This is a genomic window from Chromobacterium amazonense (assembly GCF_001855565.1).
Lineage (GTDB): Bacteria > Pseudomonadota > Gammaproteobacteria > Burkholderiales > Chromobacteriaceae > Chromobacterium > Chromobacterium amazonense.
This window is the reverse complement of the sequence record NZ_MKCR01000004.1, coordinates 20,775-38,864: the sequence shown is the minus strand read 5'-3', so window position 1 is coordinate 38,864 and position 18,090 is coordinate 20,775. Positions and strand designations below refer to the sequence as shown.

Annotated in this window: 17 protein-coding genes; 12 read left to right on the top strand and 5 right to left on the bottom strand. The window is 64.8% G+C overall.

The window, feature by feature from the left end:
* Positions 1-85 precede the first annotated feature (85 nt).
* From BI343_RS03320 to BI343_RS03300, 5 genes are all read left to right on the top strand, one after another.
* Positions 86-1,030, top strand: a complete 945-nt coding sequence (locus BI343_RS03320) for a carbohydrate kinase family protein (RefSeq protein WP_071108653.1) — start codon at positions 86-88, stop codon at positions 1,028-1,030.
* A gap of 251 nt (positions 1,031-1,281) precedes the next feature.
* Positions 1,282-2,568, top strand: coding sequence for a glutamate--cysteine ligase (gene gshA, locus BI343_RS03315; RefSeq protein ID WP_071108652.1), 1,287 nt, complete (start codon positions 1,282-1,284; stop codon positions 2,566-2,568).
* An 18-nt stretch (positions 2,569-2,586) separates the two neighbouring features.
* Positions 2,587-3,531 carry a glutathione synthase gene (gene gshB / locus BI343_RS03310; RefSeq protein ID WP_071108651.1) on the top strand — a complete coding sequence of 315 codons (945 nt, stop codon included), beginning with the start codon at positions 2,587-2,589 and terminating at the stop codon, positions 3,529-3,531.
* 28 nt (positions 3,532-3,559) lie between these two features.
* Positions 3,560-3,940: a diacylglycerol kinase gene (locus BI343_RS03305; RefSeq protein WP_043623973.1), complete on the top strand. Its 381-nt coding sequence runs from the start codon at positions 3,560-3,562 to the stop codon at positions 3,938-3,940.
* 225 nt (positions 3,941-4,165) lie between these two features.
* The gene (locus BI343_RS03300) at positions 4,166-4,531 is read left to right on the top strand and encodes a DUF1622 domain-containing protein (RefSeq protein WP_043623976.1); all 366 of its coding nucleotides are present in this window, start codon (positions 4,166-4,168) and stop codon (positions 4,529-4,531) included.
* A 3-nt stretch (positions 4,532-4,534) separates the two neighbouring features.
* On the opposite strand, the gene BI343_RS03295 is transcribed toward BI343_RS03300, so the two are convergent.
* From BI343_RS03295 to BI343_RS03275, 5 genes are all read right to left on the bottom strand, one after another.
* Entirely contained in the window at positions 4,535-4,912 is a 378-nt protein-coding gene (locus BI343_RS03295) for a hypothetical protein (protein WP_071108650.1), read from the bottom strand.
* A 271-nt stretch (positions 4,913-5,183) separates the two neighbouring features.
* Complete coding sequence (gene topA / locus BI343_RS03290) at positions 5,184-7,493, bottom strand: type I DNA topoisomerase (protein ID WP_071108649.1); 2,310 nt, start codon at positions 7,491-7,493, stop codon at positions 5,184-5,186.
* 153 nt (positions 7,494-7,646) lie between these two features.
* Positions 7,647-8,105: a Smg family protein gene (locus tag BI343_RS03285; RefSeq protein WP_043623985.1), complete on the bottom strand. Its 459-nt coding sequence runs from the start codon at positions 8,103-8,105 to the stop codon at positions 7,647-7,649.
* Positions 8,106-8,137: 32 nt separating this feature from the next.
* Complete coding sequence (dprA, locus tag BI343_RS03280) at positions 8,138-9,217, bottom strand: DNA-processing protein DprA (protein WP_071108648.1); 1,080 nt, start codon at positions 9,215-9,217, stop codon at positions 8,138-8,140.
* Positions 9,214-10,251, bottom strand: a complete 1,038-nt coding sequence (locus BI343_RS03275; RefSeq protein ID WP_071108647.1) for a LysM peptidoglycan-binding domain-containing protein — start codon at positions 10,249-10,251, stop codon at positions 9,214-9,216. The genes dprA and BI343_RS03275 overlap by 4 nt, the downstream gene beginning before the upstream one ends.
* 124 nt (positions 10,252-10,375) lie before the next feature.
* On the opposite strand from BI343_RS03275, the gene def reads away from it, so the two are divergent.
* The 7 genes from def (at position 10,376) to BI343_RS03240 (ending at position 18,031) form a co-directional block, all read left to right on the top strand.
* Positions 10,376-10,879 (top strand): peptide deformylase, encoded by a 504-nt coding sequence (gene def, locus BI343_RS03270; RefSeq protein ID WP_071108646.1) that lies wholly within the window; start codon positions 10,376-10,378, stop codon positions 10,877-10,879.
* Positions 10,880-10,950: 71 nt separating this feature from the next.
* Entirely contained in the window at positions 10,951-11,874 is a 924-nt protein-coding gene (fmt, locus tag BI343_RS03265; RefSeq protein WP_071108645.1) for a methionyl-tRNA formyltransferase, read from the top strand.
* A gap of 48 nt (positions 11,875-11,922) precedes the next feature.
* Positions 11,923-12,780 (top strand): zinc metalloprotease HtpX, encoded by an 858-nt coding sequence (htpX, locus tag BI343_RS03260; protein ID WP_043624000.1) that lies wholly within the window; start codon positions 11,923-11,925, stop codon positions 12,778-12,780.
* Positions 12,781-12,845: 65 nt separating this feature from the next.
* Complete coding sequence (rsmB, locus tag BI343_RS03255) at positions 12,846-14,102, top strand: 16S rRNA (cytosine(967)-C(5))-methyltransferase RsmB (RefSeq protein ID WP_422614098.1); 1,257 nt, start codon at positions 12,846-12,848, stop codon at positions 14,100-14,102.
* Complete coding sequence (locus BI343_RS03250; RefSeq protein ID WP_071108643.1) at positions 14,065-14,661, top strand: DUF4390 domain-containing protein; 597 nt, start codon at positions 14,065-14,067, stop codon at positions 14,659-14,661. The genes rsmB and BI343_RS03250 overlap by 38 nt, the downstream gene beginning before the upstream one ends.
* A complete protein-coding gene (locus BI343_RS03245; RefSeq protein WP_043624007.1) occupies positions 14,661-16,763 on the top strand; it encodes a sensor histidine kinase in 2,103 nt (700 codons plus the stop codon). Before BI343_RS03250 ends, BI343_RS03245 begins: the two co-directional genes overlap by 1 nt.
* Positions 16,763-18,031: a sigma-54-dependent transcriptional regulator gene (locus BI343_RS03240; protein WP_043624010.1), complete on the top strand. Its 1,269-nt coding sequence runs from the start codon at positions 16,763-16,765 to the stop codon at positions 18,029-18,031. The genes BI343_RS03245 and BI343_RS03240 overlap by 1 nt, the downstream gene beginning before the upstream one ends.
* Positions 18,032-18,090: the final 59 nt, after the last annotated feature.

The window sequence follows — 18,090 nt, the reverse complement described above, 5'->3', positions numbered from 1 at the left end:
ATTTCCGCAACTTGCGTGCATCCGGGGATGATCGAAAAATAAACTTTATGTTAAAATGTTCGATTGATTACTTTGCGGAGTGGGCATGTCTATCCTCGTCTGCGGGGCGCTCGCATACGATACCCTGTTCTCGTTCCATGGCCGATTCGACAGCCAGATCCTGCCGGATCAGCTGCATAAGATCTCGACCACCTTCCTCGCTCCGACGATGCGCCGCGAATTCGGCGGCATGGCCGGCAATATCGCCTACAGCTTGTGCTTGCTGGGCGAGAAGCCCATCGTGATGGGCGTGGTCGGCGAGGACTTCGAGCCGTACCGTCAGCACCTGAAACGCGTGGGCGTGGACGATCGCTTCATCCGCCTGATCCGCAAGCAGTATACCCCGCAATGCTTCGGCATTGCCGACAAGGACGGCAACCAGCTGATGGCTTTCCATCCGGGCGCGATGGATTTCGCCACCGAGAACCACGTGTCGGATATCGCGGACCCGATCGAGCTGGCGATTCTATCGCCGGGCGGCTACACCGCCTTCATCCAGCACTCGCGCGAACTGGCGGCGGCGGGCATCCCCTTCATTTTCGATCCGGGCCAGGAGCTGCCGCTGCTGTCCAGCGACGAGATCCGCGAGATCGTCGAGCTGGCCAGCTATGTGGCGATCAACGACTACGAGAGCGAGCTGATGCGCGAGCGCGCCGGCCTGACCGTGGACGACCTGCGCAAGAAGGTGAAGGCGCTGATCGTCACCCGCGGCTCCAAGGGCGCGGAAATCTATGTCGACGACACGGTGCACTTGATTCCGCGCGTGCAGATGCCCATCAAGCCGGTGGACCCGATGGGCTGCGGCGACGCCTTCCGCGCCGGCTTGCTGTGGGGCATCAGCCGCGGCGTGGACTGGAAGGTCACCGGCCGCCTGGCCAATGTGATCGGCGCGATCAAGGTCACGACGCACGGTTGCCAGAACCACTACTTCGACTGGGACTCGCTGAAGGATATCTACCTGCAGGCTTACGGCGAGGAATGGCCGCTGTAAGCGCCGCCGCTTGATCTGCAAGGCACCGCTCGCGCGGTAATGCCGTTCACTTAAGGATTTTCGGGCGACTTTTCTGGCCTTGAGAGCACAGGAATCCACAAAAAAAGCACCGTTTCCCATGCACGGAGACGGTGCTTTTCTCTTAAGTGAACGGCATTACCGCTCGCGCGGTGCCTTTTGTTTTGCCGCACTTGAATAAGCGCGCCGACACCCCCACCATAGGTGGATTAAAACACGCCCAAGGGAAGATCATGCCACCCGTTCCGCACCTGGCCACCGCCCTCACCGCTCCCTTGTACGAGCTGGAAAGCCGCATCCTGGCCGCCCAGCCGCAGATCGAGCACTGGTTCCGCAGCCAATGGCATGCCCACGCCACGCCGTTCTACGGCTCGGTGGACCTGCGCAACAGCGGCTTCAAGCTGGCGCCGGTGGACATGAACCTGTTCCCGGGCGGCCACAACAATCTGAATCCGGAATTCCTGCCGCTGGCGGTGCAGGCGGCGCAGAGCGCGGTGGACAAGGTTTGCCCTGAAGCGCGCAGCATCCTGCTGATTCCGGAAAACCACACGCGCAACACTTTCTATCTGCAAAATGTCGCCACCCTGGTGCACATCTTCGAGCAGGCCGGCCTCAAAGTCCGCCTGGGTTCGCTGAATCCGGAAATCACCGAGCCGACCGAGCTGGCCACGGCGAATGGCGACAAGCTGACGCTGGAGCCGCTGGAGCGCCGCGGCAACCGCCTGGTGCTGGCCGATGGCTTCAATCCCTGCGTGGCGCTGCTGAACAACGACCTGTCCGGCGGCATTCCGGATCTGTTGAAGAACCTGGAGCAGACGCTGCTGCCGCCCTTGCACGCCGGCTGGGCGGTGCGCCGCAAGACGCGTCATTTCGAAGCCTACGACAAGGTCTGCGATGATTTCGCCAAGCTGATCTCAATCGACCCGTGGACCATCAACCCCTACTTCGCCAGCTGCGGCGGCCTGGACTTCCACGCCCGCACCGGCGAGGAGCAACTGGCCGAGACGGTGTCGCAGATGCTGGAGAAGATTCGCGTCAAATACCGCGAATACGGCATAGACAACGACCCCTTCGTCATCGTCAAGGCCGACGCCGGCACCTACGGCATGGGCGTGATGAGCGTGAAGAGTCCGGACGAGGTGATCGGCCTCAACCGCAAGGCGCGCAACAAAATGTCGGTGGTGAAGGAAGGCCTGGAAGTCTCCGAGGTGATCGTGCAGGAAGGCGTGTACACTTTCGAGACGGTCAACGAGGCGGTGGCCGAGCCGGTGGTCTACATGATGGACCGCTTCGTCATCGGCGGTTTCTACCGCGTGCACACCGGCCGCGGCATCGACGAGAACCTGAACGCCCCGGGCATGCACTTCGTGCCGCTGTCGTTCGAGACGCCGTGCCTGCCGGACCGCAAGGGCCTGCCCGACTGCGCGCCCAACCGTTTCTACGCCTACGGCGTGATTTCGCGGCTGGCGCTGCTGGCGGCTTCGCTGGAGCTGGAAGCCACCGACCCGGACGCCGAATAACCCCGCTGGAGCACAGACATGCGCATCCTGTTCATTGCCGACCCGCTGGAACACTTCAAGATTTACAAGGACACCACCTTCGCGATGATGGAGGAGGCGCACCGCCGCGGCCACGCGATCAGCTTCGCCGAGGCCCACCAGCTGTCGGTGGAGGGCGGCCGCATCCTGGTGGACGCGGTGGATTTGACCGTCACCGACGAGCGTCCTCACTGGTACAAGCTGGGGCAGAAACTGCGCCAGCCGCTGAGCGCCTTCAGCGCGGTGGTCATGCGCAAGGATCCTCCGTTCGACATGGAATACCTGTACGCGTCGCAGCTGTTCTCGCTGGCGGAAGAACAGGGCGTCAAGGTGTTCACCAGCGGCCAGGCCTTGCGCGACTTCAATGAGAAGCTGGCCATCCTGCGTTTCCCGGAGCTGATCGCGCCGACCATGATCACCGCCGAGCCGCATCGGCTGCGCGCCTTCGTCAACCAGCATCAGGACGCGATCTTCAAGCCGCTGGACAGCATGGGCGGCGACAGCATTTTCCGCGTCAAGCCGGATGACGCCAACCTCAGCGTGATCATCGAAACCATCACTCTGCGCGGCAAGCGCACAGTGATGGCCCAGCGCTACATCCCGGAAATCCGCGACGGCGACAAGCGCATCCTGGTGATAGACGGCGTGCCGGTCGATTATTGCCTGGCGCGGATTCCCGCCGCCGGCGAGACGCGCGGCAATCTGGCGGCCGGCGGCCGCGGCGAGGCGCGCCCGCTGACGGCGCGCGACCGCGAGATCGCCGAGACCGTGGGGCCGGAGCTGAAGAAGCGCGGCATCCTGCTGGCAGGGCTGGACGTCATCGGCAACTACCTTACCGAGGTCAATGTCACCAGCCCGACATGCTTCCGCGAGATCATGGACCAGACCGACATCAACGTGGCTGGCCTGTACATCGACGCGCTGGAGCGCCGCTGCCAGCACTGAGGCTGGCTGGCGCCGCCAGGGAGTGGCAATGGGAAAAATGGAAGAAAGCCCGTTCAAGGGAAAGACCGGCATCCGCCGGCTGATCAATGCCTTGGGGTATTCACTGGACGGCATGCGGGCCGCCTACCGCCATGAAGACGCCTTCCGCCAGCTGGTGCTGCTGGCGGCGGTGCTGATCCCGCTGGCCTTCATCGTCCACGCCACGCCGCTGGCGCGCGCGCTGCTGGTGGCCAGCAGTCTGGCCACGCTGATCATCGAGCTGCTCAATTCCGCCATCGAGGCGGCAGTGGATCATACCTCGCTGGAGCGCCATCCTTTAGCCAAGCGGGCCAAGGACATGGGCAGCGCGGCGCAGCTCTTGGGCCTGATCAATCTGGCGCTGGTATGGGGCATCGTGTTGTTTGGGTAAGATCTGGAACAGGCTCTAAGAACGTGTCCACGATCTTTGGCCAAGCAAATATCCCCTCCCTGCTCGCCGGGCAGCCCCGGCTATGAAGAAGGTTATCCGCGAAGCGGATGCAAAGCCTAAAAGGTCGTGAACAGGCTCCAAGGGAACCGATCAGGCAGATCCGGTTCTGACAAGAAGGCTCCGCCGCTGGCGGGGCCTTTGTCTTGTCCGGAATAGGAGAGCGATATGCTGATGTCCCCGCAGCAGGCCGGCGTGGAGGAGTGGGTGCAAAGCCTGGTGCTATGGCTGAAACTCGGCGTGGAGGCCTGCGGCGCCTTGGTGATCGCCGCCGGGGTGTTGCTGTTGGCCGGCCGCTACCTGCGGCAGGCCCTGTCCGGCCAGCGGCCCGATTACAACCAGCTGCGGCTGGCTTTCGCCCGCTTTTTGGCGCTGGCGCTGGAGTTGCAGCTGGCGGCCGACATCCTGTCCACCGCGGTGGCGCCCAGCTGGGACCAGATTGGCAAGCTCGGGGCCATCGCCGTGCTGCGCACGGCCTTGAACTACTTCCTGGCGCGCGAGATGCGCGAGACCGAATCGGCCCGCGCCGCGTGAATATCAGCGCTGCCGGCGATACAAATAGCCTGGATAGACCCGGATGCAGCCCGGTTCCTCCGAGACTTCGCCCTGTTCGCCCAAGAGCTGCCAGCGCGAGTCGCGCGCGATCAGCGTGCGGTATACCGGGCTGCCGGCGCGGTAGAACATCAGATCCTGGCCGCGGAAGGCGTCCAGCGGCAGCAGCGGGCGCTGCGAGGCGGGCACCAGCATGGCGGTGGCGTGCGAAGCCATGTCGGCGTTCTGCTCGCGGTCGGCGGCGGACAGGCCGATGAAGGCGAGCAGGAAGGCGACGGGCAGGATCAGGTATTCGTGTCCAGCCAGGCCGAGCAGGGTGAGGATGGCGGCGCCGGTGAACAGGAAGTGGCTGCTGAATTTCATGATGCGGCGATCTCAAAAAATAAACGCCGCCTGCCGGAGCAGGGCTGTTGCGTCCGGCATGCCTGGTGGCGCGGACCGCCGGACATCCGGCGGCAGATTCTTGGTTATCATAGCGCAGCGCAACATAATTAATGCAATAAAATCAAATCCTTGATGATGATGTTGGCGTGAGGCTAATGCCGGCGAGGCGCGCTGGAGCAGGCCAAAAACGCAACGGCGGGCGCAAAAAAGGCCGCTCCGGCAAGAGCGGCCTCGATGGCGGGAACAGGCTTTACGCTTCTTCGGCGGCGGGGGATTCCTTGCCTTCCGGTGGCGCGATCTGTTCGGCGTAGCCGCATTCCTTCTGCGGGCATACCTTCTCGGTGCCGCGGCGCTTGGTGGTCTTGATCGTCAGGATCGGCCAGTTGCACTTCGGGCATGGCTCGGCGATCGGCGGGTTCCACGTGGCGTACTTGCACTTGGGATAGGTGTTGCAGCTGTAGAACAGCTTGCCGTAGCGGCTCTTGCGTTCGATCAGCTGGCCGGTCTTGCATTCCGGGCAGGTGACGCCGGTTTCGCGCGGCTTCTCCAAGGGCTCGATGTGCTTGCACTTGGGGTAGTTGGCGCAGCCGATGAACTTGCCGTAGCGGCCCTTCTTGATGTGCAGCTCGCCGCCGCAATCCGGGCAGACGCGGCCTTCGATCACGGTTGGCGCTTCCGCCTCCTCGGCCGCCTGCTCGGCGGTTTCGCCGATATTGCGGGTGTAGTCGCACTCCGGGTAGCCGGTGCAGGCGATGAAGCGGCCGCGCTTGCCGAACTTGATCGACAGCGGCTTGCTGCATTTCGGGCAGGCTTCGTCCAGGCTTTCCGTGGTGACTTCGGCGCGGGAAATGCTCTCTTTTTCGTCGATCTGCTTCTTGAAGCCCTTCCAGAAGCTGTCCATCACCGGCACCCACTGGCGCGTGCCGCTGGCGATCTCATCCAGCTGGTTTTCCAGCTTGGCGGTGAAGTTGTAGTCGACGTATTGCGAGAAGTGCTCGGTCAGGAATTTGTTGACGATGTCACCGGTGTCGGTCGGCAGGAAGCGCTTCTTGTCCAGAATGACGTATTCGCGGTCCTTCAGCGTCGAGATGATGCTGGCATAGGTGGACGGCCGGCCGATGCCGAACTCTTCCAGCGCCTTTACCAAGGACGCTTCCGAATAGCGCGGCGGCGGCTGGGTGAAGTGCTGCTCGCCGTACAGCTTGTCCACCGGCAGGTCTTCGCCCTCGGTCAACAGCGGCAGCTTGGCGTTGTCTTCGTCCTCGGCATCGTCCACGTCCTCCTCGTACACGGCGAGGAAGCCGGCGAAGGTTTGCACCTGGCCGCTGGCGCGGAACACGCCTTCGCCCACCAGGATGTCCACGCTGGTGGTGTCGAATTTGGCCGGCGCCATCTGGCAGGCCAGTGTCCGCTTCCAGATCATGTCGTACAGCTTGAACTGGTCGGTGGTCAGGAAGGGCTTGACCATTTCCGGCGTGCGCAGGATGGAGGTCGGGCGGATCGCCTCGTGCGCTTCCTGGGCGTTCTTGGCCTTGCTCTTGTAGACCGCCGGGTTCTTGGGCAGGTAGTCGGCGTCCCATTTCAGGCCGATGTAGCCGCGGATTTCCTCCACCGCCTCATTGGCCAGCGCCACCGAGTCGGTACGCATATAGGTGATCAGGCCGACGGTGCCATGACCGATGTCCATGCCTTCGTACAGCTGCTGCGCGGTGCGCATGGTGCGGTCGGTGGTCATGCCCAGCTTGCGCACGGCCTCCTGTTGCAGCGTGGAGGTCGTGAATGGCGCGGCCGGGCTGCGCGATTTCTTTTTCTTCTCGATGGTGCCGACCTGGGCCGGCTTGCCTTCGAGGCGGGACAGCACGGCAGCCTGTTCCGTTTCGTTGGGGATGGCGAACTGGTCGAGCTTGACGCCGGCCAGCGTGGTCAGCTTGGCGGAGAACTTGGTGCGGCTCTTGTGGCTGTCCAGATGGACCGACCAGTATTCCTGCTGCACGAAGGCCTTGATCTCGTTCTCGCGTTCGCAGATCAGGCGCAGCGCCGGACTCTGCACGCGGCCGGCGGACAGGCCGCGGCGGATTTTCTTCCACAGCAGCGGCGACAGATTGAAGCCCACCAGGTAGTCCAGGGCGCGGCGAGCCTGCTGCGCGTCCACCAGATCCTGGGCGATGGCGCGGGGGTTCTGGATCGCGTCCAGCACCGCGTTCTTGGTGATCTCATGGAACACCACGCGCTGCGCGGTCTTGTCCTTCAGCAGTTTCTTGCTGTTGAGGATCTGCACCAGGTGCCAGGAAATGGCCTCACCTTCGCGGTCCGGGTCAGTCGCCAGGTAGACGTGATCAGCCTCGCGCACGGCGCTGACGATGGCGTCCACGTGCTTGGTGTTGCGCGCGATCAGCTGGTACTTCATCGCGAAGTCTTTTTCCGGATCGACGGCGCCGTTTTTCGGCACCAGATCGCGCACGTGGCCGTAAGAGGCCAGGACCTCGAAGTCCGGGCCAAGATATTTTTTCAGCGTCTTCGCCTTGGACGGCGATTCGACGATCAGGAGGCTGGTGGGCATATTATCTTTTCAGCGATATTCAAGGCCGGACGCGCCCGGCCGACACTTCTTGTTATATCCGTCAAACGAAACAAGAGCGCAAGGGCGCTCTTGAACACAATAAGGGGTTGACCAATCGGCGGCATGTTAAGCCGCCGGGCCGGGCCTGACAAGTTATTGCATGGTTGGCTCGCCATGCACCGCTTCCAGCAGCGCCTCGCCCAGCAGAATCGGCAATTCGGCCTGTTGCGCCCACAGCACCATCAGCACCAGCAGTTTCGCGTTGCTGACGTCAAGGTCCTCGTGGTCCAGTTCCAGCAAGCGGTCTATCACCATTTCGCGTTGAGCAGGCGTCAGGGCGCCGTTGTCCTCCAGGAACTGCAGCAGGCCGCGCACGTCGGCCGGCAGATGCTCGAGTTCGCTGTCGGCGTAGATGCGCATGCCGCTGCCGTCGTCGGCGCCCAGATACGGTTCGACGCTGGCCTCGCTGACGCTGTCCAGCCAGTCCAAGGCTTCGCCGATCTCGTCTTCCTCGAAGCCGATGGCGTTCAGCTGGCGGGTCAGAGAGCCGCGGTCGCCGAAGGCGGCCGGATCGCTGTATTGCTCGAATAAATAGGTGAGTACGTCAAACATGGCTTAGTTTTCTGAGATTGAACGCGGCGCGTTCAGTTTTGCGCCAGACGCTGGAAGCGGCCGCCAGCCACGCTGGCCACCCGGCCATCCAGCTCCAGTTCGAGCAGCATCGCGTAAACCTCCCCCGACGTCAACCCGACGGCGTCGGCCAGCGCGTCCGCCAGCACCGGTTCCCAACCCATCGCGTCCAACAAGGGCGAGGCTGGCGGCGGGGCTGACGCGGCCGGCGCGGATGGCGCGGCGGACAGCCGGCCCACTTCGTCCAGCACCTCGTCAACGCTCTCCACCAGCCGCGCGCCGTCCTTGATCAAGCGGTGGCAGCCGCGCGCCTGCGGGTTGTGGATGCTGCCGGGTATCGCCATGACCTCTCGGTTGTTTTCCATCGCCAACCGGGCGCTGATCAGCGAGCCGGACGCGGTGCCGGCTTCCACCACCAGGCAGCCGCGGGCCAGGCCGGCGATGATGCGGTTGCGCCGCGGAAAGTTGCCCGCCAGCGGACCGATGCCGAGCGCGAACTCCGACAGGATCAGGCCGCGCTCGGCGATCTGATGCGCCAGCTGGCGGTTGGACGCCGGGTAGACGCGGTCGATGCCGGTGCCGATGACGGCGATGGTGGAGGCCGGATGCGCCAGCGCGCCCAGGTGGGCGGCGGCGTCGATGCCGCTGGCCAGGCCGCTGACGATGGTGTAGCCGTGCGCTGCCAGCGCGGCGGCGAAGTCCTCGGCGTTGCGCTTGCCCTGCGCCGTGGCGGCGCGGCTGCCCACCATGGCCAGCATGGGCCGCGCCAGCAGCTCGCGCCGGCCGCGCGCGAACAGCAGCGGCGGCGGCGAGGCGGCCTCGGCCAGTTGCGGCGGGTAGTCCTCGTCCAGCAGGGTGATCAGGTGGCAGCCCTCGCCCATGGACCAGGCCAGCGCGGCGTCCACCGACTCGGCCGCGGCATCGCCATGCAGCGCCTCGGCGGCTTCGCGGCCGATCAGCTTTTCGGTTTGCGCCGGCCGGGCCGACGCGGCCGCGTCAGCCGAGCCGAAAGCCTCGATCAGCTTGAGGAAGCCGACGGGGCCGATGCCTGGCGTCAGCGCCAGCCGCAGCCAGGCGCGCGGGGTCGGGCTCATTCGGCGTCCGGCGGGGCGATGCCGTCGCCGACATAGATGGCGCCGGCGCTGTCCAGCACCAGGCCGTAGGACACCTTGTCGAAGACGCGGTAGATGAACAGCTTGCCGGCTTGCTCGGTCGGTAGCTGCGCCTGGCGCTTTTTGCCGGCGGCGTCGGCGATTTCGATGGCGCCGCCCTTCTTGAATATGCCGAATACCATGCCCGGCTCCACGCCGGCTGCGCTGCCCAGGTTCACCGCTACCGTGGAATACTGCGCGGCGCCGTCCACGCCCTGGTAGCTGGAGATGATCTTGCCGTGCATGCCGTCTTCGGCAGGATGGGGCACATAATTGACGAAAGACTCCTTGGGCGCGCGCACCAGGCGGTCGCCTACCAGCACTTCGCCGGCGACGCTGCGGATGCGCAAGGTCTGGATGTCCGCGCGCAGCTTGTCTACCACCAGATCGCCCCCATATACCGCTTCAACCCCCAGCGCTTGCTGGCTGTCCGGGTCCACCAGCGCTTTGCCCAGGCGATAGGCCTGCCAGCTGCCGGTCTCGTTGACGCCGCTGGCGTAAACGCGGTCGCCCGGGCTGAGGCTGAGGCGCTCGTCGGGGCCGGCCACCAGTTTGGGGCCAAGGGCGAATTGTTCGGGATTGACGATCAGAGGGCGAACCATGAACGGTTCTATGGCTTCGGCCGGAATGCTGGCGATAGCCTGGTCGAGCTCCTCGACGCGGGCCTGCGGCGACAGCTTGACCTCGCGCGGCGCGTCCGATGCCAGCGACAGCCTGGGCTGGCCATTGACGTAGTCCAGGGCCAGCACGTCGCCCGGATAGATCCAGTGCGGATTGCGCACTTGCTCGCGGTTCATCCGCCATAGCCGCGGCCATTGCCACGGGCTGCTCAGGTAACGGCCGGCGATGCCCCACAAAGTGTCGCCTTTGGCCACGGTGTAGCGCGACGGCGCGTCCGGCTTGATCGCCAATTCGTCGGCGAATGCGGTAACGGACATCGCCAGAGCCAGGGCAAGCGATATAATGCGCTTAAGCATGAATGGTTCCAATTCTTGATGCCGGCCGACAGACGCCGCGGCCGGGGGCTGAACGAAGCTGCGCCGAACCGCTCTATTATCCACGCGGGCGCGGCGATACGACAACTTGGAGTGAATGATAGCGATGGCGCTGTTGAACATTTTGCATTACCCGGACGACAGGCTGCACACCGTGGCCAAGCCGGTGGAAGTCTTTGACGCCGCTCTGCAACAACAGATCGACGACATGTTCGAGACCATGTACGAGGCCAAGGGCATCGGCCTGGCCGCTACCCAGGTGGACTACCACTACCGGCTGGTGGTGATGGACATCTCGGAAGAGCGCGACCAGCGCCGGGTGTTCATCAACCCGGAAATCGTCGAGAAGGACGGCGAAACCGTTTATGAAGAAGGTTGCCTGTCGGTGCCCGGCATCTACGACAAGGTGACCCGCGCCGAGCGCGTCAAGGTCAAGGCGCAGGACCGCGACGGCAAGCCGTTCGAGCTGGAGGCCGACGGCTTGCTGGCGATCTGCATCCAGCATGAACTGGATCATCTGAACGGCGTGGTGTTTGTGGAGCGGCTGTCGCAGCTGAAGCAGAACCGCATCAAGAGCAAACTGAAGAAACGCGAAAAACAAAATATGTAAGACCGGCCGGCAGGCCGGCGATCAACGGCGCTGCGGGACGGCGCCGTTGTCATGAGCGGGAAGCAATCACGATGAAACTGATATTTGCCGGCACGCCGGAATTCGCCGCCGCCGCCTTGCGCGCGCTGATCGCCGCGGGCCACGAGATCCCGCTGGTGCTGACCCAGCCGGACCGTCCGGCCGGCCGCGGCATGAAACTGAAGCCCAGCCCGGTCAAGGAAGTGGCGCTGGCGCATGGCCTGCGCGTCGAGCAGCCTGAGAAGCTGCGCGGCAATCTGGAGGCGCAGCAGATGCTGCGCGACGTCGGCGCCGAGCTGATGGTGGTGGCCGCCTATGGCCTGATCCTGCCGCAGGACGTGCTGGACATCCCGGCGCGCGGCTGTCTGAACATCCACGCCTCCTTGCTGCCGCGTTGGCGCGGCGCGGCGCCGATCCAGCGCGCCATCCTGGCGGGCGACCATGAAACCGGCATCACCATCATGCAGATGGACGTGGGCCTGGATACCGGCGACATGCTGAGCATCCACCCGGTGGCCATCGCCGGCGACGAAACCGCCGCCACGCTGCACGATAAGCTGGCCGCCTGCGGCGCGCAAGCCATCGTCGAGACTTTGGGCCGCCTGGATGAAGTCGTTCCGCAACGGCAGCCGGAAGACGGCGTCACCTACGCGCAGAAGCTCAGCAAGGCCGAGGCCGAGATCGACTGGACGCTGCCGGCGGCGGCCGTCGCCCGCGCCATCCGCGCCTACAACCCGGCGCCGGGCGCGTTCACCTCGCTGAACGGCGAGCCGCTGAAGCTGTGGATGGCCAGCGCCGAAGCCGGCCGGGCCGAACCCGGCATGGTGGTGGCGGCCGACGCCGACGGCGTGCTGGTGGGCGCCGGCGAGGGCCTGGTGCGCGTCAGCGTGCTGCAGGCGGCCGGCGGCAAGCGGCTGGCCGCGCGCGACTTTGTCGCCGGCCGCGCCAGCCTGGCGGGAACCCGGCTGGGGGTGTGAGACTCCAAGCATCTGTTTGATTGTCAAGCGGGTTTCGAGAGGGAGAGCATGAACGACAACTGGTTGAAGACCACGGTGCTGATGGCCGCGATCCTGGCGCTGTTCGCCCTGATCGGCGGCATGATAGGCGGCAAGGGTGGCATGATGCTGGCCTTGCTGTTCGGCGGCGCCATGAATGTGTTTGCCTGGTGGAATTCCGACCGCATGGTGCTGTCGATGTACAACGCGCAGGAAGTCGACGCCAACAGCGCGCCGGAATTCTATGCCATGGTGGCGGAACTGGCGCAGCGCGCCGGCCTGCCGATGCCGCGCGTCTACGTGATCCACGAGGAGCAGCCTAACGCCTTCGCCACCGGGCGCAATCCGGAAAACGCCGCGGTGGCCGCCACCACCGGCATCATGCGCATGCTGGATTACCGAGAGCTGCGCGGCGTGATGGCGCATGAGCTGGCGCATGTCAAACATCGCGATACCCTGATTTCCACCATCTCCGCCACCATGGCCGGCGCGATTTCCGCCCTGGCCAACTTCGCCATGTTTTTCGGCGGCCGCGACGAAAACGGCCAGCCGGTGGGCCTGCTGCCGCGCCTGGCCGTGGCCTTTCTGGCGCCAGTGGCGGCCAGCCTGATCCAGATGGCGATCTCGCGCGCCCGCGAGTTCGAAGCTGACCGCGGCGGAGCCGAGATCTCCGGCGACCCGCTGGCCTTGGCCTCGGCCTTGCAGAAGATAGAGTACTACGCCCGCGGCATCGCCATGCCGACAGCCGAAGCCCATCCGGAAACCGCGCAGATGATGATCATCAATCCGCTGTCCGGCGGGGGCGGCGTAGGCGACCTGTTCCGCACCCACCCGCATACTGAAGAACGCATCGCGCGGCTGAACGACATGGCGCGCGGCGTCTACTGAACGCATATATTGAGTATCCGACCCCAGGCCAGTCCACCGCGGACTGGCCTTGCTTCATCGAAAGAATCCACATGCATCACATTCAGCGGCTGGCGGCCGACATCCTGGGCCGCATCGAGGCCGGCACCACTCTGACCGACGCGCTGGCCGACGCCCAGCGCCAGCAAGAACAGCTGACGCCGGCCGAGCGCGGCGCGCTGCAGGACTTGAGCTACGGCAGCCTGCGCCACCTCGGCGTGCTGCGCCACTGCCTGCGCCAACTGGTGCCGCGGCCGCTGCCGGAGCCGCAACTGGAGCGCCTGCTATTGGTGGCGCTATATCAGCTGCAGCACACCCGCGCAGCGCCTTACGCCGTGGTGAACGAAGCGGTGACGTCTGCCAGCGGCATCGCCCGCGGCAAGTTCAAGGGCCTGGTCAACGGCGCGCTGCGCAATTTCCTGCGCCGCCGCGATGAAATCCTGGATGCCGCCGCGCGCGACGACGTGGCCGCCGCCAACCACCCGGACTGGTGGGTGGCGCGGCTGCGCGAGGCCTACCCGCAGCAATGGCAGGCGGTGCTGGCCGCCAGCAACGCCCATCCGCCGCTGACGCTGCGGGTCAATCGCCGCGATGGCTCGGTGGCGGAGTATCTGGCGCAGCTGGCCGCGGCCGGCATGGAAGCCAGCGCGCTGGGGAACGAGGCGGTGCAACTGGCCAAGCCGGTGGCGGTGCGCGATCTGCCCGGCTTCGCCGACGGCGCGGTGTCGGTGCAGGACGAGGGCGCGCAGCGCGCCGCGCACTGGTTGGACCTGCGGCCCGGCTTGCGCGTGCTGGACGCCTGCGCCGCGCCCGGCGGCAAGACCGGCCACATGCTGGAGCTGGCCGATGTCGAGCTGACCGCGCTGGACATCGACGCTGCCAGGCTCGCCCGCGTGGGCGACAATCTGCAGCGGCTGGGTCTGAACGCCGAGCTGCGCCAGGCCGACGCGGCGCGGCCGCAGGACTGGTGGGACGGACGGCCGTTCGACCGCATCCTGGCCGACGTGCCGTGTTCCGCCTCGGGCGTGGTGCGCCGCCATCCGGACATCAAATGGCTGCGCCGTCCCGGCGATTTCGCGGCGCTTGGCCGGCAGCAGGCGGCGATGGCCGACGCGCTGTGGACGCTGCTCGCCAGCGGCGGGAAAATGCTATACGCTACCTGCTCGATTTTTCCGGAAGAAAACTGCCAGCAATTGGAGAGCTTCCTGCGGCGTCACCCGGATGCGGTGCGTCTGAAAGAGGAGCAACTATTGCCCTGTGAGCGTCATGACGGCTTTTATTACGCGCTGCTTCAAAAACATTAGCCTGATTGGGCTGCTGCTGTGCTGTCTGGCGACCGCCGCCTGGGCCGACACCATCGCGTCGCGCCGGGCCGAGGCCGAAGTGATGCCGGACGGCATGCTGTCGGTCAGCACGCGCTTTTTGACGCGGCTGACGCCCAGCCTGAACGAGGCGCTGCAGCAGGGCGTGGTGCTCGGCTTCCGCCTGGAGTTCCAGCTGACCAAGCCGCGCACCACCGCTTATTACCTCAGCCTGCGCGAGTGGTTCGACCCGCACGCGCAGATCGGCTTTAAATTGGCGTATCAACCGCTGACCGGCCGTTACCGTGTCAGCATCGGCAGTCTGTCCAACTACTATCCTACTCTGCGCGAGGCGCTGGCCGCCATCGGCGCGATTCAGGGCTGGCGCGTGCTGAATGCCGGCACGCTTGACCCGAAGAAGCCCGGCAATGTGGCCGGCCAGGTGCGCTTGCTGCTGGATATCAGCGAGCTGCCCAAGCCGTTCCAGATGAATGCGCTGGGCTCCGACGACTGGACGTTGGAGTCGGACTGGATCAAGCTCGACGTCAAGGACGCCAACTGATGCGCTACGCCTCCATCGCGATGGCGACCGTCGGGGCGATCCTGCTCTACCTGCTGGCGGTGGCTACCGGCAACGCTTCCAAACTCAACGACTATTACTGGTGGGTGTTCGGCCTGAACAGCCTGCTGCTGCTGGCGCTGCTCAGCGTGGTGGCGCGCCAGTTGCTGCGCTTGCGGCAGCGGGTGAAAAACCGCGTGTTCGGCGCCAAGCTGACGCAAAAGCTGGCGATGATGTTCGCCGGGGTGGCGCTGGTGCCGGGCTTGCTGGTGTTCACGGTTTCCGCGCAGTTCCTGACGCGCAGCATCGAAAGCTGGTTCGACGTGAAAGTCGAGGCGGCGCTGGACCGCGGCCTGGTGCTGGGCCGCAGCGCGCTGAATTACGTGCTGGACGATGTCGGCCGCAAGGGACGGCTGGTGCAGGAAGAAGTGGCGGCGCTGCCGGATGGGCAATTGCAGAACCGGCTGAACCGCTTGCGCGATCAACTGGGTTTGACAGAGATCGCCGTATTCAACCGCGGCAGCGGCCAGATGGTGGCGTTTTCCGGCGCCGGCAAGCCAATGCCGCTGACGCATGAAGCCTTGCGCGGCGTGCGTTTGCAACATCCGCAGCAAACCATAGAAAACGATGGCAACAGCGGGCTGTCGCTACGGGTGCTGGTGGCCTACCGCACGCCGGGCGAGGAAACCCGGGTGCTGCAATTGAGCCAGGCCGCGCCGGCCGACATCAGCCGCGACGCCGAGCAGATCGAGAGCGCCCGTTCCGAATACCGCCAGCTGCTGTTGGCGCGTCATGGCTTGCGCACTTTCTACATGCTGACGCTGGCGTTGGCGGTGCTGCTGGCGCTGACGGCCGCGCTGGCCTTCGCCTTGTTCCTGTCCGAGCGTTTGTCCGCGCCGCTGTCCGAGCTGGCCGCCGGCACCCGCGCCGTGGCGCAGGGCGACTTCTCCAAGCGCCATCCGGTGTATCGGCGCGACGAGCTGGGCATGCTGACCACGCTGTTCAACCGCATGACGCAGCAATTGGAAGAGGCGCGGCAGCAGGCGGAAAAAAGCCGCGGCGAGCTGGAAGGCGGCAAGCTTTATCTGGAAAGCATACTGGCCAACCTGTCGGCCGGCGTCATCGCCTTTGGCGGCAACTGGCAGATCCGCGCCGCCAATAGCAGCGCCTCGCGCATTCTGGGGGTGGAGTTCGGCCGTCTGGCGGAGCATCGTTTCCCGGAGTGGGGCAGGGAAATGCCGGCGGTGACGTCGTTGGTGGAAACCGTGATGCAGCACGCCGACAGCGACGTCGAAACCGATTGGCAGACTCAGCTGAATTATGAAACCAGCCAGGGCGAGCGCATCCTGCTGGTGCGCGGCGCGCGGCTGCCGGAGCACTCCAGCGACGGCTACGTGCTGGTGTTCAACGACATCACCGAACTGGCCCGCGCCCAGCGCGACGCGGCCTGGGGCGAGGTGGCCAAGCGGCTGGCGCATGAGATCCGCAATCCGCTGACGCCTATCCAGCTATCGGCCGAACGGCTGGCGATGAAGCTGGCCGACAAGCTGGAAGGCCCGGATGCCGACATGCTGAAACGTTCCACCGATACCATCATCAAGCAGGTGGGCGCGCTCAAGAGCATGGTGGACGCTTTCCGCGATTATGCCCGCGCGCCCAAGATCAAACTGGTCAAACTTGATCTCAATCAGGTGATTCGAGAAGTGATGGCTCTTTACGAATCCAATCCTGCTGTTAAGATTGCGCTGGACGATATGCCGCTGATGATCATGGGCGATGCCGCCCTGCTGCGCCAGGTGCTGCACAACCTGATGCAGAACGCCCAGGACGCAGTCCTTGACGTTGGCATCCCGATGATTCAAATTAGCAGCCGACAAGAAGAAGGAAACGCGCTCGTCTGCGTCGAGGATAACGGGGCCGGTTTTAGCCCGGACATCCTCAGGCGCGCGTTCGAGCCTTATGTGACTAGCAAAGCCAAGGGCACCGGTCTCGGACTGGCCGTGGTCAAGAAGATTATGGAAGAGCACCATGGACAGGTCATCTTGGGGAATGCCGAACGGCAAGGCGCGCGCGTCCTTCTTTCCCTGCCATTGCTGGAGGCCTAATGCGTAGCAGCGATATTTTGATTGTGGACGACGAGATCGGTATTCGAGAACTGCTCTCCGAGATCCTGCAGGACGAAGGTTATACCGTGGCCCTGGCGGAAAATGCCGAGGTGGCTCGGCAGTTGCGCAACCAGACGCGCCCCGCGCTGGTGCTGCTCGACATCTGGATGCCGGACTGCGACGGCGTGACCCTGCTGAAGGAGTGGGCCAAGTCCGGCTTGCTGAACATGCCGGTGGTCATGATGTCCGGCCACGCCAGCATCGACACCGCGGTGGAGGCCACCCGCATCGGCGCATTCGACTTCCTCGAGAAACCGATCGCCCTGCAGAAGCTGCTGACCACGGTGCAGCGCGCGCTGAAATACGGCGACATGCAGGCCAATACCTCGCTGAACCTGGACAAGCTGGGACGCAGCGAGCCCATCCAGGAACTGAAGCGCCAGTTGGAGCGCGTGGCCAAGGTCAAGTCGCCGGTGCTGTTGACCGGCGAGTCCGGTTCCGGCTTCGAGCTGGTGGCGCGTTTTTTCCATCAGGGCAATACGCCCTGGGTGACGCCGGCCAAGCTGGAACAGCTGGCCGACGCGCCGCTGGAGCTCTTGCAGAAGGCCAACAACGGCGTGTTGTACCTGCCGGAAATCGGCCAGTACAGCCGCCGCGTGCAGCAGGGCCTGCTGTTCCTGCTGTCCAAGCTGGACCGCTTCAATGTGCGCCTGATCTGTTCCTGCAGCCGCCCGCTGCAGGAGCTGCTGGTGGACCCGGAGTGCGACAACCGCCTGCTGACCGCGCTGTCCAGCGTCATCGTGCCGATTCCGCCGCTGCGCGAGCACGCCGAGGACATCACCTTCATCGCCGAGCAGATTCTGGTCGAACTGGTGGAGTCCAAGCAGGTGCCGGGCCGCAAGCTGACCACCGCTGCGCTGAACGCGATGCGCCAGTACGACTGGCCGGGCAACCTGGAGCAGCTGCGCAGCATCATCAAGAGCCTGGCGCTGACCGCGGAGTCCGACGAGATAGACGCCGCCGAGGTCAACAAGGTGCTGGCGCAGTTCCGCCACGAAAAGCCGGTGGAAGAGTCGGGCTTCGACTTCAACATTCCGCTGCGCGAGCTGCGCGAACAGCTCGAGCGCCGCTACTTCGAGTACCACATCTCGCTGGAAAACGGCAATATGAGCCGGGTGGCGCAGAAAGTGGGCCTGGAGCGTACGCACTTGTACCGCAAGCTCAAGCAGCTGGGCATCAAGTTCGCCCGCAAAGTGGCCGAGGAATAAGGCAGCGCGCCCGATACGGCGTTGCGCCTCCTTGCCGCGCCATGTGTATTGTCTGCGGC

Excerpts from the sequence above, each read along its gene's own strand:
- BI343_RS03320 (WP_071108653.1), top strand. The coding sequence starts at position 86 with ATGTCTATCCTCGTCTGCGGGGCGCTCGCATACGATACCCTGTTCTCG.
- gshA (WP_071108652.1), top strand. The coding sequence starts at position 1,282 with ATGCCACCCGTTCCGCACCTGGCCACCGCCCTCACCGCTCCCTTGTAC.
- gshB (WP_071108651.1), top strand. The coding sequence starts at position 2,587 with ATGCGCATCCTGTTCATTGCCGACCCGCTGGAACACTTCAAGATTTAC.
- BI343_RS03305 (WP_043623973.1), top strand. The coding sequence starts at position 3,560 with ATGGGAAAAATGGAAGAAAGCCCGTTCAAGGGAAAGACCGGCATCCGC.
- BI343_RS03300 (WP_043623976.1), top strand. The coding sequence starts at position 4,166 with ATGCTGATGTCCCCGCAGCAGGCCGGCGTGGAGGAGTGGGTGCAAAGC.
- BI343_RS03295 (WP_071108650.1), bottom strand. The coding sequence starts at position 4,912 with ATGAAATTCAGCAGCCACTTCCTGTTCACCGGCGCCGCCATCCTCACC.
- topA (WP_071108649.1), bottom strand. The coding sequence starts at position 7,493 with ATGCCCACCAGCCTCCTGATCGTCGAATCGCCGTCCAAGGCGAAGACG.
- BI343_RS03285 (WP_043623985.1), bottom strand. The coding sequence starts at position 8,105 with ATGTTTGACGTACTCACCTATTTATTCGAGCAATACAGCGATCCGGCC.
- dprA (WP_071108648.1), bottom strand. The coding sequence starts at position 9,217 with ATGAGCCCGACCCCGCGCGCCTGGCTGCGGCTGGCGCTGACGCCAGGC.
- BI343_RS03275 (WP_071108647.1), bottom strand. The coding sequence starts at position 10,251 with ATGCTTAAGCGCATTATATCGCTTGCCCTGGCTCTGGCGATGTCCGTT.
- def (WP_071108646.1), top strand. The coding sequence starts at position 10,376 with ATGGCGCTGTTGAACATTTTGCATTACCCGGACGACAGGCTGCACACC.
- fmt (WP_071108645.1), top strand. The coding sequence starts at position 10,951 with ATGAAACTGATATTTGCCGGCACGCCGGAATTCGCCGCCGCCGCCTTG.
- htpX (WP_043624000.1), top strand. The coding sequence starts at position 11,923 with ATGAACGACAACTGGTTGAAGACCACGGTGCTGATGGCCGCGATCCTG.
- BI343_RS03250 (WP_071108643.1), top strand. The coding sequence starts at position 14,065 with ATGACGGCTTTTATTACGCGCTGCTTCAAAAACATTAGCCTGATTGGG.
- BI343_RS03245 (WP_043624007.1), top strand. The coding sequence starts at position 14,661 with ATGCGCTACGCCTCCATCGCGATGGCGACCGTCGGGGCGATCCTGCTC.
- BI343_RS03240 (WP_043624010.1), top strand. The coding sequence starts at position 16,763 with ATGCGTAGCAGCGATATTTTGATTGTGGACGACGAGATCGGTATTCGA.